14 protein-coding genes are annotated in these 16,197 nt (G+C 49.0%); 3 read left to right on the top strand and 11 right to left on the bottom strand.

Annotated features, from left to right (window positions below; all coding sequences use genetic code 11):
* Window positions 1-398: 398 nt before the first annotated feature.
* From DFQ00_RS30280 to DFQ00_RS21915, 6 genes are all read right to left on the bottom strand, one after another.
* Complete coding sequence (locus tag DFQ00_RS30280) at window positions 399-1,025, bottom strand: cell wall hydrolase (RefSeq protein ID WP_110898626.1); 627 nt, start codon at window positions 1,023-1,025, stop codon at window positions 399-401.
* A gap of 773 nt (window positions 1,026-1,798) precedes the next feature.
* The gene (locus DFQ00_RS21935) at window positions 1,799-3,019 is read right to left on the bottom strand and encodes an MFS transporter (protein ID WP_110898617.1); all 1,221 of its coding nucleotides are present in this window, start codon (window positions 3,017-3,019) and stop codon (window positions 1,799-1,801) included.
* 162 nt (window positions 3,020-3,181) lie between these two features.
* On the bottom strand, window positions 3,182-3,997 hold the full coding sequence (locus tag DFQ00_RS21930) for a carbohydrate ABC transporter permease (RefSeq protein ID WP_110898616.1): 816 nt from the start codon (window positions 3,995-3,997) through the stop codon (window positions 3,182-3,184).
* A gap of 120 nt (window positions 3,998-4,117) precedes the next feature.
* A complete protein-coding gene (locus DFQ00_RS21925) occupies window positions 4,118-4,990 on the bottom strand; it encodes a carbohydrate ABC transporter permease (protein WP_174812128.1) in 873 nt (290 codons plus the stop codon).
* A gap of 3 nt (window positions 4,991-4,993) precedes the next feature.
* On the bottom strand, window positions 4,994-6,268 hold the full coding sequence (locus DFQ00_RS21920) for an ABC transporter substrate-binding protein (RefSeq protein WP_110898615.1): 1,275 nt from the start codon (window positions 6,266-6,268) through the stop codon (window positions 4,994-4,996).
* Between the two features lie 14 nt (window positions 6,269-6,282).
* Entirely contained in the window at window positions 6,283-7,518 is a 1,236-nt protein-coding gene (locus DFQ00_RS21915) for an LLM class flavin-dependent oxidoreductase (RefSeq protein WP_110898614.1), read from the bottom strand.
* Between the two features lie 486 nt (window positions 7,519-8,004).
* Here DFQ00_RS21915 and DFQ00_RS21910 point away from each other — a divergent pair, with 486 nt between their 5' ends.
* The 3 genes from DFQ00_RS21910 (at window position 8,005) to DFQ00_RS21900 (ending at window position 9,601) form a co-directional block, all read left to right on the top strand.
* A complete protein-coding gene (locus DFQ00_RS21910; RefSeq protein ID WP_110898613.1) occupies window positions 8,005-8,883 on the top strand; it encodes a helix-turn-helix transcriptional regulator in 879 nt (292 codons plus the stop codon).
* A gap of 245 nt (window positions 8,884-9,128) precedes the next feature.
* A complete protein-coding gene (locus DFQ00_RS21905; RefSeq protein ID WP_110898612.1) occupies window positions 9,129-9,320 on the top strand; it encodes a hypothetical protein in 192 nt (63 codons plus the stop codon).
* Window positions 9,317-9,601 (top strand): stalk domain-containing protein, encoded by a 285-nt coding sequence (locus DFQ00_RS21900; RefSeq protein WP_167433798.1) that lies wholly within the window; start codon window positions 9,317-9,319, stop codon window positions 9,599-9,601. The genes DFQ00_RS21905 and DFQ00_RS21900 overlap by 4 nt, the downstream gene beginning before the upstream one ends.
* Before the next feature lie 153 nt (window positions 9,602-9,754).
* Here DFQ00_RS21900 and DFQ00_RS21895 read toward each other — a convergent pair whose 3' ends face one another.
* From DFQ00_RS21895 to DFQ00_RS21875, 5 genes are all read right to left on the bottom strand, one after another.
* Entirely contained in the window at window positions 9,755-10,669 is a 915-nt protein-coding gene (locus tag DFQ00_RS21895; protein WP_244213956.1) for a hypothetical protein, read from the bottom strand.
* Between the two features lie 35 nt (window positions 10,670-10,704).
* A complete protein-coding gene (locus tag DFQ00_RS21890; RefSeq protein ID WP_110898609.1) occupies window positions 10,705-12,072 on the bottom strand; it encodes a nucleotide sugar dehydrogenase in 1,368 nt (455 codons plus the stop codon).
* Between the two features lie 303 nt (window positions 12,073-12,375).
* The gene (locus DFQ00_RS21885; RefSeq protein ID WP_110898608.1) at window positions 12,376-13,179 is read right to left on the bottom strand and encodes a response regulator transcription factor; all 804 of its coding nucleotides are present in this window, start codon (window positions 13,177-13,179) and stop codon (window positions 12,376-12,378) included.
* Between the two features lie 277 nt (window positions 13,180-13,456).
* Window positions 13,457-14,857, bottom strand: coding sequence for a glycosyltransferase family 2 protein (locus tag DFQ00_RS21880; RefSeq protein WP_174812304.1), 1,401 nt, complete (start codon window positions 14,855-14,857; stop codon window positions 13,457-13,459).
* 22 nt (window positions 14,858-14,879) lie between these two features.
* Window positions 14,880-16,091, bottom strand: coding sequence for a HEAT repeat domain-containing protein (locus DFQ00_RS21875; protein ID WP_110898607.1), 1,212 nt, complete (start codon window positions 16,089-16,091; stop codon window positions 14,880-14,882).
* Window positions 16,092-16,197: the final 106 nt, after the last annotated feature.

Here is a 16,197-nt window from a genome sequence, read left to right as displayed (position 1 = left end):
ACTTGTTTGGGTGCACCTGCGGCTGCTGCTGACTCTGTTCCCGATCCAATCAAACTTACACTTAACGCACCTGCTAATACCGCTAATAATAATTTTTTCATGGTAATCATCACTCTTCTTCCTATACTTTTATGTACTTTCGTTTGGCTTTAATTTCCATTTCGTTAGTTCGATAGATTCAAAAAACATTCAAAATTGGAAATAGTAAGAATATTTTACCACTAAACCCTCAAAAGAGGTAGGTATAAGGAATGATTCATTACACCTTATAACTAGGATAAAAATCCTAACTTATATTTTAATATCGTAAAATAACCCCGATGGAGTTCTGCATCTGGCAGTACCACCGGGGTTCGTTCTTATTTTAAAATGTTGGACACTACTCTAACTCTCTATCCTTATCTCGTAAAATCGTGCTGCCCAATCGTCAGCAGTGTTGGTCTGCTCTTGCTCCACTCGGACGTAGCAATCTTCGGATTGTAATAATACAGTGCACCATTCGTCGGATCTGCACCGTTGAGCGCTTGGCGCGCAGCCTTGAACGAGGTCGCGGTCGGCTTCAGATTAAACTGACCATCGTCCACCGCTGTAAACTGGCCTTTCTGGAAAATGACTTCGGAGATGGATGACGGGAATTCTCCCGATTGCACCCGGTTTAAGACAACGGCCCCTACGGCAACCTGTCCTTCAAAAGATTCACCGCGTGCTTCCCCATGAATCAGCTTGGCTAACTGGCGAAGCGTGGCACCTTCGGCTTTGACCTTTTGGTTCAGCCTCTCCAAAGTAATCGGTCCTGCTACACCATCAGCGCTCAGTCCCTGCGCTTGCTGGAATTCGAGAACCGCACTCTTGGTAATCGTACCATAATAACCGGTCACACCAGCGTCAAAATACCCCAGCTCGCTCAATTGCTCCTGTAGTTGTACCACGTGCTCGCTGCGAATCCCCTGCTCCAGCTTTTGCGCACCCGCAGAAGGCGCAGCAACGGTAAGTCCAAGTGTCATTGCACAAGCTCCAAGAAGCATACTGATCCGGCCTGCTCTCTTGCCACTCTTTCTCCCCCTGCCATGAGTGACCTTACGACTGACGGTGATCTGCTGCATAACGTCTATGTCTGTGCTTGGGCTAAGATCCTGAAGATCAACAAGCCCAGGCTTGCCCTGATTGATCTCAAGCTTCGCTTCTTTACATGAGCTGCGTAGATAATTTGTCTTTTTAACATGATATACATCTTGCTGCAGCTCTTTTACAGGAGTAAGGTCAATCACATCGCATCCAGCGTAATCGCTGCCCATCTCACTCCCCTTCATGTTGTCATTATACCTGCACACCACATTTATTCCGGCTTCCTCATCTACTCTCGCTATTTCATACACGCTATGCTGTTCATTCGATTTTTTCTTCTCATCAATGATACCTTCTGACTTTATTTCCTTGATACTCTCTGTATTCATTTCATTCTTTTCTCGCGATACATTCATTACAAGCGTCTGATCCATCTCAAATCTATTCTTATTCATCATTTCTTTTACCCTCCATTTTTCTGAATCCAGATATACGGCTTCCCCCTGAATCCTCACGGTTGGACATCCCGAGTGTCATTATAGGATATCGAAAATAGCGCGTCTATCGGACCGATGGAGCATGAAAAAATGAGTCCTGCCCATATCAAAAAGAGGCATGAGCCCATGGTCGTATCAGGGTCATACCTCTTCTTATATCAACCTTGTACCGCTTGTGCAGCCGCCATTTCCGTAGGCAAACAGACCCGCACAAAAGTTGCGCAACCATTTTCTGATTATGACTCAGCGAGTTCCTGCCCTTTCGTTTCCCGGCCCCAGAACAGCACAGCAGCTGCCCCGATAAGGATTGTTACGAAGAAAATAGTGAAAATCAGGCTGATCGGAACCGCCCGCTGAACTAACATACCGACCATTAATGGGGCAAGTACGCCACCGATTCGGCCTACCGATGTAGCCAGACCAACGCCTGTGGAACGCACGGAGGTTGGATATAACTCTGGACTGTACGCGTACAGTCCGCCCCATGCGCCCAGATTGAAGAACGACAAGCAGATTCCCGCTGCCAAAATCGTCGCTTCCGTTGTAGCCAGTCCAAAGGCGATCGCACTGAACGCAGTCAGCGTCAGATACACAACAAGTACGAATTTGCGACCGTAGCGTTCAATAAAGTACGCCGCAGTAAAGTACCCTGGCAGCTGCGCAATCGTCATAATCAGCACGTACTGGAAGCTTTTCACCAATGTAAAACCTTTGGCCATCACAACCGAAGGCAGCCACAAGAACATGCCATAATACGAGAAAATAACGGTGAACCACAAAATCCACAGCATTAATGTTGTTCGGCGATGCGGTGCAGACCAGACCGTGGCAACCTTCTCACGAAACGTGATTTTACGCAATTTCGTATGATTTTTGTAACGAGGAGGATCCTGAATGGCACGGCGCAGATACAGCGCGTAGAATGCTGGAAGTGCACCAATAGCAAAGGCAATTCTCCATCCGTACTCCGGGATAACAAAGTTGGCAATGAGCGCCGATAAAATCCAGCCCCCTGCCCAAAAGCTTTCCAGTAAAACAACCGCACGTCCACGTTCCGCTGTAGGCATGGATTCCGATACGAGCGTAGATGCCACCGGCAGCTCACCGCCAAGACCAATACCTGCAAGCAGACGCAGGGCGCACAATACTGCAAAGCCGGTAGCGAGTGCAGACAGACCGCTTGCAATCGTGAAGATGAGCAGCGTCCACATCAGAATCGCTTTTCGCCCAAAACGGTCTGCAAGTGCACCTGCAAGCAAGGCACCGAGCGCCATACCAATCGAGTTGATACTTGTCAGCACCCCGACTTGTCCGGGACTAAGACTCCATTCCTTCGCGAGTGCAGCCACGATAAAGGAGATCATGCCGACCTCCATTGCATCAAACAGCCAGCTCATGCCAGCACTGAACAGCAGCTTGCGCTGCTTGGGATTCCGCAATACTTCCAATTTGCTCATCAGATTATAGCTCCCTTGATCTCGATGTAATCATTCTGACACTAAACCATTATTATGCAGAATGAACCAGAAATCAATGCAAAATACGATGTGGCGCCAATTTACAACGAATATAAAACGAGCTTGGTTTTGCGAACAATCTTTCAGTTGTCCTCTCGTCCGTCATCCTTTAAGGGAACCTGCGGTCAGACCTGCCACGAAATAACGCTGAAGCAGCAGGAACAGCACAATCATCGGGATCGCTGTCACGAGAACGCCTGTAAGCGTCATCGGATAATTGGTCACGTATTCCCCGCGAAATTGCATCAGTGCAAGTGGCAGGGTCAGCTTTGACTTGCTGGTAAGCATAAGCATCGGAATGAGCAGGTCATTCCACACCATCACAAGCAGGAACGTAGCGGTTGCTGCGAGTGATGGTGCAGCCAGTGGCAGAGCAATTCGGGTGAAGAGTCTCCACTCATTGGCCCCATCCATGCTACCTGCTTCCAAAATTTCCGAATTCAGCATACGCATGAACCCCGTCAGCATAAACACGGAAACGGGCATCAGCATGGCCGCCGATACGATAATCAAGCCTGTCAGGCTGTCCGACCATCCGAGCGTACGTGTGAGGGAATAGATTGGCAGTATGCTGACCTGGGACGGCACGATCAAACCTGCCACAAACAGCCCAAACACAATTTTGCCTACACTACCGCCCCAGCGGACAATAGCGTAAGCAATCATGCTGCTGAGCAGCAGCTCAATGGCTACCGTGCCCAGCGTCACAACCATACTGTTCCCGAAGTATTGCAACATCGGCTGATTGCGGAACAGCCCCGTCACATTATCCCACGTAAACGGGTCCGGCCAGCTGAATGGACTGGTAAAAAAGTTGCTGCTTGTTTTGAACGAAGATACAAAGACAAAATACAGCGGCACAAGAATGAGCAGCGCATACACAAACAGAATCAGTCGATTGAACCATTTGAAAACCATATAAACTCCCTCCTTTCTCTCAAGCTCACACTTAAAACTAATCTCTGCATTCAACATCAATTACCAACATTAACATCAACTAGTTCGTATTTTTCACGAAAAGCAGTAATCATCTATCCGTTAATAACTTACCCGGTCGGCACGTAGCGCCTTGAATTGCAACAGTGTCAGCAGTGCGAGCAACACCAGGAAGATCATCGAACCGGCAGAAGCCAGACCAAAGGAATAACTGCCAAACGCCGTGTGATAAATATATGTGGTCAAAATTTCAGTGGCGTAGTTTGGACCTCCGTCCGTCATCGTGAAAATGAGGTCAAAGGCCTTGAACGACTGAATCGTCGTATAGGCCACAACAATGGTTGCCGAAGGAGCCAGCAGCGGCCAGGTCACGGTACGAAATACCTGCCATTTGCTGCCGCCGTCCATACGTGCCGCTTCATACAATTCTGCCGGAATGCCTTGCAGACCTGCGATGAACACAATCATCATCTGTCCTGCGTGAGCCCAGACCTGCACCGCAGCGATGGAGAAGATCGCAATCTTCGGATCACCGATCCAGTTACGAGCGATGCTGCCCATGCCCGCCTCGTTTAATCCATAATTGATCAGTCCAATGGACGGGTCGTACATAAACGCCCAGATCAAACCGACCGAAACCGACGACAAAATCGCCGGCAGGAAATACAGCGCCCGCAGCACCACTTTTGTCTTGGTATTGCGTACCAGAAGCAGGGCCAGAACGAGTGAAATAAAGGTTTGTGCGATCACAACCGTTAACATAAACTCCACGTTATTGCCGAAGGCTTTGCGAAATACGATGCTGCTGAGACTGTCCTTGTAATTATCCAGCCCTACAAATGCATACGACGGGGATACCCCGTCCCAATCCGTAAAGGAGTAGAACAGCCCCGTCAATGTAGGAAATACGAACAATCCAACGTACAGCAGCAATCCGGGTAACAGAAACAGGGATAGCTTAAACCGGTTTTTCATCGTTTATTTCCCGATATGCTGATCAATGATCGCTTGCGCCTGCTGTGCTGCCTCTTCTGGTGAAGTGCCGCTCAGCACAGCCTGAATGGAATTGGTTACAGCCTTTTGGTTATCTCCATTCAGAATCGTGAACCGTGGCTGGAACACGGTTTTTTTGTTCGCCCACTCTCCTGCAACCTGAAGCTCAGGTGTGTCATACTTCACGTCATTCACCGTTACATTTTGTCCCGTTTGGTTGGCGTATGCGCCAGCTACATCCGGTTTGCTCAGGAATTCAAGGAATTTCTTCGCTTCTTCCGGGTGTTTCGATTTGCTGTTTACCGCAAGCATAAACGTGGTCGTGTGCACCCCTTCGTATTTCGCCTGATCGGCACTTACCGTAATCGGTGCGAGTAATTTTTGCTCCAGATTCGGGTTTTGCTGTTTATTCTGAGCAAGTTGATACGATCCACTTGCAAGCATCGCTGCTTTTTCCTGAATAAATAACGCACCGGCTGCCGGGTCTTTCGTACCCAGTGCATCCTGCTGGAAGTATCCTTTGTCGTTCAGTTCTTTGATCTGCGTCAACGTTTTCACCCAGAACTCATCTGTCAGTTTGGCTTCGCCTGCTTCAACTTTGGTAAAAATGTCGTCACTCGGTGCATTGTTCATCACCATCGTATTCATAAATTGGCCTGGACCAATGTCCGCTCCGGCAAAGGCAATCGGAATAATGCCATTGTCCTTCAGCTTCTGGCACAGGGCCAGAAACCCTTCCCAATCCTTCGGTGGTGTGAGGCCATATTTTTCAAACAGTTTCACGTTATAGATCGGATCGTTGTATACAAGCTGGTACGGAACAGCGTATTGCTTGCCATCCTTCTGTCCAGCCTCGATCAGCTTCGGATTGTAAGCCGACAGGAAGGATGATCCGGTCAGGTCTGTGAACAATCCGGCTTTGCTGAAAGCCTGGAACTGAGCACCTGGGAAAGAAGCAAACACATCACCCGTGGAGCCGTCACTGATTTTGGATTGTACCGTAGATTGATACTGATCCGAAGGCAGCGTCTGCATCTCCACATGGATGTTCGGATTTTCTTTTTCAAACGCGTCGATTGTATTGTTGAATGCTTCGGAATCCTCGCCGCGCCAGTGCATGAAGCTGAGGGTCACTTTACCTGAACCTGAGGAGCCGTTCTCTCCAGATGATGCGTTATTTCCACCGCCGCAAGCGGACAGCAGGATGGACATGACCAGCATACTGACAAGCGGCAGAATCATTTTTTTTGTTTTCTTCATAAAAGAGAACCTCCTTAGTTGGCAGTAATAGACTGCCGTTTTTGTCTAGTTTTCCATTTTTCGCGGATGATTGGCATCACGGTTTTGCCGAAGATTTCAGCTTCTTCCAGATGGGGGTACCCGGACAAAATGAACGTCGTCACGCCCAGGTCTCCGTATTCCATCAACCGTTCTGCAACCTGCTCCGCTGTACCTACGATGAGGATGGCTCCGCCGGAGCGTACGACCGACAGACCTGTCCACAGGTTCGGCCCCACCACAAACTGCTGCTTCTCAGACAGCTCCCGGAGCTCATTCTGTCTGCGCTGGTTGGTGGCATCCGTCTCGGCAAATGCGGCTTTGGCCTTCTCAATCGCTTCTGGTGGTACTTTGCTGATAATCTCCCATGCTGCCGCCCATGCCTCTTCTTCGGTATCCCGAATGAGCACCTGTGCACGCATACCGTAACGAAGCTGACGATCTTGTCCCGTTTCCTCTTTCACCTGCTCGCGAATGACCTCGATCTCTTCGATCTGCTCCTGAATCCAGTCATGCGGCTCGCCCCACATGAGGAAGGTATCCGCATGTTCAACCGCTACTCGCTTGGCAATCGGAGAGCTCCCCCCAAGATAGAATGGAGGGTGCGGCTTCTGTACCGTCTCGGGCATACCTACCGGGCCTTTGAAGTTGTAATACTGACCGTTATATTCGGAAGGCGCTTCGCTAAAGGCTTCTGCGCTGGGCCCCGTGCTTCCAGATGTCACGGATTTTGAACCGCTTCCGGCAAACTCGGTCAGATTCAACCCCGTCGATTGTGTCCATGAACGCTTCATCACTTCCATATACTCGCTTGCACGAACATACCGTTCATCATGCGCGTGTGCCAGCGGATCACCGAGCTCCTCCAGATCCCGAACGGAACTGCCTGTAACCACGTTCATCATGGCACGACCGCCAGAGAGCTGATCCAGTGCCGCACCCATTCGAGCTGCAAGTACGGGTGTAACCAGCCCCGGGCGAATCGCTACAAGGGGGCGCAATGTCTTGGTGTGACTCATTACTGCTGATCCTACTACCCATGCGTCCAGACAGGCTCCCCCTGTCGGAATCAGTACAAATTCAAATCCGGCCGTCTCCGCCGTCTGGGCCACCTGCACCAGATAATCCAGACTTGGCTCACGCTCCGGGGCAACCCCTACATACTTCCCATCTCCAGCGGTAGGCAAAAACCATCCAAACTTCATCTCTTCCTGTTCACTCACCGTCGTCATTCCCTTCTATGGATAAATAAAGTCTCATGTTAAAAATAAGATCGGTGTTGTGCAACATGGCCGTTCCGGGTACGAATCGTTCTTTCGATCGCTGTTGTCTCCAGATTTTTTGATTCCCTTTTCCAAAGGGAAAATCCGGAGATAAAGGCGAACACTACGTTTCTTCAGAATCGATTTCGTTCCCTCCACTACGTTCACACTCGTTAAACCCTATTTTAAAAGTGCGCCTAATTTCTAATCATTTTGTAAAGTATACATTCAAATACCGATTAATTAACTTGGTTTAATAGGTATGGACATCATATCAATTGATTTGTCTGTGATCAATGTCATTTCGCGGCAATTTATTTTTGTCATTTTGTGGTCGTTTTTGATATTCAGGTTTCTCCTGGCTTGAATTTAAACAAAACCCACCTGTATAATAGGTTATAAGCGATTTATCTTATTTTTCAATGACGATACTTAACCATTAAAGAGGTGTTCCTGATGATCGAGCTTGAGCGCATGAAGGAGGATCACCACGAATTTCTGGATATTCTATTCTTCACTCCATCTGAATTCGAGAAAGCTGGCGGCGCTTGGCCTATCCGTATCGGCCACAATGTCGCCAAAAGCAATTATCATATCGGTCCTCGCACCACACCTTATCATTATTTGTTATTTGTGCTGGAGGGGGAAGGCACATTCATTCAGAACGGACAGCAGTATCCCCTGCGAACCCGAGACGCATTCTGCCTGTTTCCGCATGTTACCCATGAGTATTGGACAGATCCCGATCACACGCTGCAGAAAATATTTGTCGCATTTGATGGCGCATATGCCGCCGAGCTGCTCTCCCGCATCGGGTTAAACGCTGACAAGCCATATCGGCCAGGGGTACTCACATCCGAGACAGCAAGCAGCATGCGTGCATTTATGGAAGACGTTCGCAGGCCTCAGGACGGTGCCAGCGATCTGGGACGACTGACCCGGTTTCTCGGTCTCTTCGACCGGATCGCTCGATCTCCGGCGACCAAAAGCCTTCAGCCCGACGCCGCCATCCCTTGGCTTCAGAAGGGTAAAGAGTATATCGAGCTTCATTTTGCAGGCGGAATTTCAGTGGAGGGGGTGTCAGCACATGCGGGGGTGGATCGGACCCATTTTGCCAAACAGTTTCGTAAAGCATACGGCCTTTCGCCTGTGCAGTATATTCAACAACTCAAAATGGATCAAGCCAAGCGCCTGCTCGTGCAAACCGCGCTAAGTTTAACAGAGGTCGCACATTCGGTCGGTTACCCGGACTTGTTCTCGTTCTCCAAAGCCTTCAAAAAGCAGGTTGGTCTGCCCCCCAACCGTTATCGGACAACGGAACAAAAGAGAGAGTAGAGTAGTCCCCTAAGACAACTCGCGCTGACTGTACGCTTCCCTCTCTAAGGCACTAAATAACCTGAATAAGGCAACCCCTTCACTAAACAAGTGATCGGGATTCGCCTTATTCAGGTTTCTTTAGTGAGATGAGCTAGATTCAGTTCTGCTGGCACCAAAAAGTTTATATGTACTTCCTCATCCTATGTAACTTGTGTAATCGGTGTTACGTTACTTCTAATGAATAGATCAAAGGAGTGGTTGATATGCGTATTTCCAAGTTTTTAGTTATGAGTGCACTAACCCTTGCTATGGCTGGCTTCGGCTCTTCCGTAAACGCTGCTGTTTCCCCTGCTTCCGGCTCCACCGTGAACATCAAGTCCAATGTGTTGGGCGAAAAATCATTCACAGGTCTGATCATCAAAGGGCATACTATGTTGATCTCGATGGATTCGTGAGATGCCTTCCGTTCCAGATTAATTCCAAAGCGCTATCCTTCCAATCGGAAACCAAGACGTTAAAGGTTCTTAATGAAGACTTCGCCATTCCTACCCCACTGCTACAGCTCAAGGCTGGAAGTGATACGTTTCTTCACAATGATGAGCCATTCCAATTGAATAGCCCTGTTCTTTTGATTCAAAACCGCATGTATATTCCTCTAAAAGATGTCGTTTCAGTCTATGACATTAACGTGTCTTATGACTCGCAAACAAAAACGGTGCAGGTGAGTAAGGAATAGAGGTATCTTGCATTTTTATTTCCTATAACAACCTCCGTATATACCATTCCCTTCTTTTCTATTCAATATAAAATCCCTTCTGAGCAACAAAGTAGCAGGAATGAATGCCTGCTGCTTTGCCTCAGAAGGGAACTTTAACGTTCAAAGCTTGTCCTATTCCGTTTGTGATTCCTCGTTCTTAGCCTCACTCTTGCGAGCAAGCGGAATGCCGTTTTGCTTCGCATACCAGGCCTCATAATGATGCACTGCCACACCGGCAAAGGATGAATGCGTAGCACCCAGTTTGAATACCTTCTGCATCTCCTCGTCCATATTACTGATCGGTTTGCGGAAAAAGGTCAGGTGATCTCCCTCGTGTGTATCCGCGAGCTCGGCTCCAATCCAGACCTTCTTGCCCAGATCATCCGCCTCGGCCAGCTCTTCCTTGGACAGATCATACATCTGCTGCCCGCTGTCGCGATAAGCCATAATCGCCACCGCATCGAAACGGGAGATGACCCAGCGGCTGAACGTTTCCTTGCCTCCAGCGGACTGACGAGCATCTAGCCAGAACGGAATCGCTGCGCTCATATACAGCCCTCCGGCCTTTCCGGCTTCCGTCCAGACCTCCATATTGTTCTGCCACTCCGTAATAACGGTGCTCTCTTCGTTCTCCCAGCGTCTTAGCTGGTACGGCTCGACATCGAGCTGAATGCCCTTAAAGCGTTCATTCTTCGCAGAAGATGCATTGTATGCCCGAACCCGCTCAATAAAAGCAAGTCCCTCTGCACGCTTTTCACGATATGCCCAGTCGGCATGACCGTTCAGTGCGTGGACCTCGATCTCGGCATTGGTGGCCGCCGCAATGAACTTGCGATAAGCCGCATCGGGCACCTCATCCTGAACTTGCAGGAAAATCGTATCTACGCCCTGTTCCCTGGAGAACGCGATAATCTTGGGTGTCTGCTCCATAATAATCGACGTATCCCACAGCCAGGTCGCCTTGTGTTCCTCGTGCGAGAACCATTTGAACAGCCAGGACAGCAGCAGCAGGCAGAACACCACAGCCACGATAGCCCATTTTGCCATACCTGCCCACTTGCCTTGCCACCTCATATGTTTCCTCAGACGAGTACCGCTTCACTTGGCTCAAGCACAGGATGCTGCACCGAGTGACCGATCTTGTAAATATGTGAGTGTGTGTACGAACGGAAAGCATTACGCGTATCCAGAATCGGCACACCCAGCTCCGCAATATCATAATAAGGCAAGTCGCTGTGGTTGGTGATCAGTACGATGCAATCATACGTTTTAAACTGTTCCAGATTGAAGGCTTGGCTGTGTACGGTTTCGCCATGTTTGTCCTTGAACGATGCTGCATGCAGATCATAGTAGCTGACGTTTGCGCCGCTTTCCTTGAACAGCTCATATACTTCCAGCCCTGGTGACTCACGCAGATCGGCAATGTTCGGTTTGTACGCCATGCCGAGCAGCAGAATGTTCGATTTGCGAACAGACTTCGCGTATTCATTCAGAATGGTGGACGTTTTGTTGAGTACGTAGTACGGCATATTATCGTTTGTGGATTGCGCCAGTTCAATGAATTTGCTGTAAAAACGGAATCCCTTGGCCTTCCACGACAGATACATCGGGTCGAGCGGGATGCAGTGTCCACCGATGCCTGGACCTGGATAGAATGGCATAAAGCCAAACGGTTTCGTCGCAGCTGCGTCGATAACCTCCCAAATATCAATGCCCATCCGATCACACATCATTGCCATTTCATTAACAAAAGCAATGTTGACGCTACGGAATGTGTTCTCCAGCAGCTTGGACATTTCCGCTACTTTGGGTGAAGATACCGGAACCACTGTCTCTACATATTTGCTATACAGCGCTGTACCCAGCTTCAGGCACGCTTCGGTGGTGCCGCCGATCACCTTCGGTGTATTAAATGTAGTGAAGCGGCCGTTGGACGGGTCCACACGCTCTGGCGAGAAGCAAAGGAAATAGTCTTTGCCCGCCTCATGTCCGACCTTGTCCAGCTCCTGCTGAATCAGCTCTTCTGTTGTACCTGGGTACGTTGTGCTTTCCAGCGTAATCAGCATGCCTGGTTTCATATGCAGCTTGATCTGATCTACAACCGTTTCGATGTAGGAGGTATCCGGGTCCTGATTTTCACTGAGTGGTGTTGGTACGCAGATGCTGAGTGCGTCAATGACACGCAACATGCTGTAGTCCGTCGTTGGCTGGAAACGACCACTTTGCATTACTTTTTTCAACTCGTCGGACGAAATATCGTGAATATAGGAATCTCCCTGATAAATGCTGTCGACTTTGGAAGCATCCAGGTCAATGCCAATGACGGTAAAGCCTTGGTTGACCATCTCCACCGCAAGCGGAAGGCCCACATAACCGAGGCCGACAACGCCGAGTACCGCTTCTTTATTTTCGATTGCATTTAGTAATGTGTGAAATTGTTGATTCTCCATGATATTCCCTCCGGGCAGTTTATTTGATGTTGCTTATATAAGTTGAACTAAGAGGTTTTACACAGACACTTCGATGACAGAATAACCTTCCAATCACTGTTATCCCCAGATTTTTTGATTCCCTTCTGTTAAAGGGAAAATCCGGTGATAAAGGCGAAGCTTATGCTTCCGATGTAGCTTTCTTTCAGAAAGCTTTTAGCTCCGCTTTTTCAGGTTTTTTCTGTCCTCTTCGTTAAAGTGTAGAAAAAATAGTTCAGATCATATAGATGTGGTTGTAATTGTTGTGAATCTAAAATTGATCTTCTATTGCAGGCAGCGCCTGATCCGGGCGTCCAGCTCCACAGGAGAGAACGGCTTTGTCATATAATCATCGACCCCGCTGCGGAAGCACTGACTGATCGTTTGCTCGACCCGCTGCTCCGTCAACACCACAATTTTGGGGGGTTGCTCCATCTCCAGCTTTTGAATGTGATGGATAAACGGCAGACCATCAATGCCATAGAGATTGAGCTCGGTCAGCACCAGATCAGGCGTTACCTTCTCAATCAGGTCGAGTGCAGCGAGTCCATCCACTGCTTCGTAGGTTTCGTAGCCCTGCATTTTCAAACGCAGCTGCAAAAATTCACGAACCGTCGGATCATTATCGACAATCAGAATCCGTTCCGGTTCATCTGTGGTGTGCTCCAGCGTGTAGATATGAATCTCGGATGAATCCACCAGCTTCGAAGATTCGGCCATATGCTGAATGGTGGCCTTCGAAGGGCGGTCACCCGGCGGAAAGCTGGCCAGTGTAATCTGCGGGTCAGCACCAGAAACGCTTTCCTGGAGCTCATGCTTGATGCGAAGTCCTTCATAGTGAACCTCATCGAGCGAAAGACCTGGAAGCAGCACAGCAATGGCCTGCGTTTTGCTATCCTGCCATACCTCGAAGGACGCATAACCTGCTTGCTCCAGATGTGTCCTGACCTGTTGCTCTGGCTGAACCCGACCTGCACAGTGAATGAACATTAAACCGCATGCTTCAGCACCTGTTTCCTTCAATCCCTTTTCTACACTGCGGTACACATCAACGACAGCCTCACGCTGCAATGTCGCCGTATTTGGCATGTTCTTTTCCACCCTTCTCCTTCAATGATTTATACAAGTTCAACAAGTCGTTTACACGAATGCTAAGGTGACAGAACCATCTTCCAATCACTGTTATCCCCGGATTTTTTCGATTCCCTTTTCTCAAGAGAAAACTCCAGTGATAAAGGTGACGATTATGCTTCCGATGCAGCTTTCTTTCAGAAAGCTTTTAGCTTCGCTTTTTCAGATTGTTTCTGTCCTCTCCGTCATCGTGTAACAATGGAGTTGAACATCTATACTGTTGTCACTGTATTACTTAAGCCGCTTTACTTGTGTCCTTGGATTCCTCGGACCAGCTTTGACGGGTCATCGTGCCCCAGGAATTGTTGTTTTGCAAAAACTGAATGTGACCCTGTAATCTCCACAGCACGCCGAGCTGGTGATAACCCACAAACTTCAGCGCAGAGTAGACGAGCATTTTCACCAGATCAGAGAGCTTGTTATACCGTTTAAACGCAATCTCCTCCAGAATCAACGCTCCTACACTCAGCAGATAGCCACTCACAAAGTTCAGCAAACCAAACAGAACAAGAATCGGCCACTGGGTCATGTCCAGCAGCACGTATCCCGCCAGAGCCAACAGCCCTGTAATTCGGAAATACGGATTTAACGCTTCGAAAATGACGTTATATGGCATGGTGATCAAGCCCATAACCTTATATTTCGGGTTAAACAGCATACCGCGATTCTCCAGCATGTTTTTCAGATTCCCGCGCCCCCAGCGTTTGCGCTGGCTGGACAAAATCCGGTAGGAATCCGGCGCCTGTGTCCAGCAAACAGCTTCAGGACAGAAAGCAACGCGGTATTTCAATTTATTTTCCAGCATATAACGATGAAGCTTGATAATAATGTTCATGTCCTCACCCGGATAACCGTCGCGGTAACCTCCTACGGCAATTACTGCATCCTTGCGGAACATGCCAAATGCCCCAGAGACGATGATCAGACCGTTCATATGACTCCAGCCAATCCGTCCGCCAAGAAAGGCCTTCAGATACTCGATAGACTGGAACATCGGCCAAATTTTGCGTGGCAAGGAGACATCCTGAACGGCACCATTCTCGATTTTACAGCCATTGGCAATGCGCACATCCCCGCCGATGGCAACCGTCTCCTCCGGATTCTCCATATACATGCGTGCCATGCGGATCAGGGCATCCTTCTCCAGCAGCGAATCGGCATCAATGGAAGAGATGAGCGGATAATGGGACAGGTTGATGCCTGCATTCAGAGAATCCGCCTTGCCGCCATTTTCCTTGTCGATCACATACAGATCAGGGAACTCCGGGTTATGGTAGATTCCCCGAATGGTCTGACAAGGGATCTTTCCGCGAAGCTGCGTATTAGGCATCGGCTTTAGACGATATTCCTCCAGCAGCATCTTCAATGTAGAATCGCTTGAGCCATCGTTGACAACAATGACCTCATACGTAGGATAATTCAGTGTCATCAGGCAGTTTACATTTTCAATAATCGTCAGTTCCTCGTTGTACGCCGGCACCAGCAGGGAAACTGAGGGTACCAGTTCCGAGCCCGATAATGTGTTGTACTTGGAGTAATGTGACCGCCGGAAGATCGTCCAGATGTTACGGAATGATAAGGCCAGTATGGAAAAATAAAGCGTATTAACAAACACCACATAATAGATGGCGACCATACCGTAGATGAGCAATAGATCTCTAAGCAGTGTAATCCCCTCCTACTGTTGCAACGCCTGCACGTTTCTTGGCTGGTCGGTTCTCACCGCGTACAGGGCCAAAATAACGTTCGTACAGCAATCTTTTTTTGTTATGTGCAATCATCTGCTCTACCGCCTTGTGATCGGTTCCCGCTTGCTGCATCGTGCTCTCGATCTGCTGCATCGCAATCTCGCGCTCTGCACCTGTTCCCTGCACCGCTGCCTGACACAGAGCTTCGAACCCCGGTTCGCCCAGCTTGCTCAGACTCTCTGCACTGTTATAACGCACTCTCCAGTCTGCATCACGAAGTGCCTTTCGTAGCAGCGGAATGCTGCCCGAAGCATGCTTCGAGCCAAGCGCCTGCACCACTTCAGCGCGAACCTCCGGTTCCGCATCCTGAAGCAGCTTCAGGATCGTTTCATCCCGAAGGGCTGGACTTGCGCTGAGATACAGCTTCACCGCTTCGGCCCGTACATCCTGATGCTCTGCTCCAACGAGTCTGTCGAGTGCAGGCATCACTTCTGGCACCGCTTGCCCCCACATGGCTACAAGACCAACTTTAACAAAGTCAGGATTGCGGTCCTCCAGCAGTTCAAGCAGGACACGGCTTGTATCGAGATTTGCTTCCAGCAGTATATCTGCGGCCAGATGGTGAATCGGTTTTCCTTTCGTTAAAAGCAGTGCAAGCATATCCTTCAACTCGCCATGCCGGGTCGTACATCTTGCAATTGAACGTCCAATCATAATTGCCATCGGGCCAGGCTTCTCATCCCTGAGCAGCTCCATTAAACCCGGAACCGCTTCGGGACAGCGCATGCCACCCAATCGGTAGGCCGCATCAATCTGACGACCATACCGTAGGCGACCCAGCTCTTTCAGATCATGCTCGACAAATCCGGCCTCACGGCACAAATCAATCAGTCTCTCCCGGTACTCGCCCTTGAACTGATCAATCCATTCAATGAGCTTGTCTTGAATCACCCGGCGCTCCAGCGGGGCCAGCTTGCCAGGCGGCAGCTTGAGCGGGCTGTTCTCGGTTAGTGCCGTCTGCAAATATGTGAAATAATCCCTTTGCTTCATTTCGTACAAAGCCATTTTGCGCTGTTTGCTATTGTGGGACATTTTCATGGCAAACAGAATGATGACGCCCACCATCACAAGTGCGATGCAGACCATCAGAAACCAATAGGCCAAAGCCAGACTCTGGAACATGTGAAAAAGTCCTCCTTTATGCTGCTTTAGGATTTTCTGTGCTGTTATTTCAAGGAATTGTCTGATTCATCTCATTTTTATGCCTTGATTTCATTCATCCTCATAC

The sequence above is a fragment of the Paenibacillus barcinonensis genome (assembly GCF_003217495.1).
In the GTDB taxonomy this organism is placed as follows: Bacteria; Bacillota; Bacilli; order Paenibacillales; family Paenibacillaceae; genus Paenibacillus; species Paenibacillus barcinonensis.
This window is presented reverse-complemented; position numbering and strand designations above follow the sequence as displayed.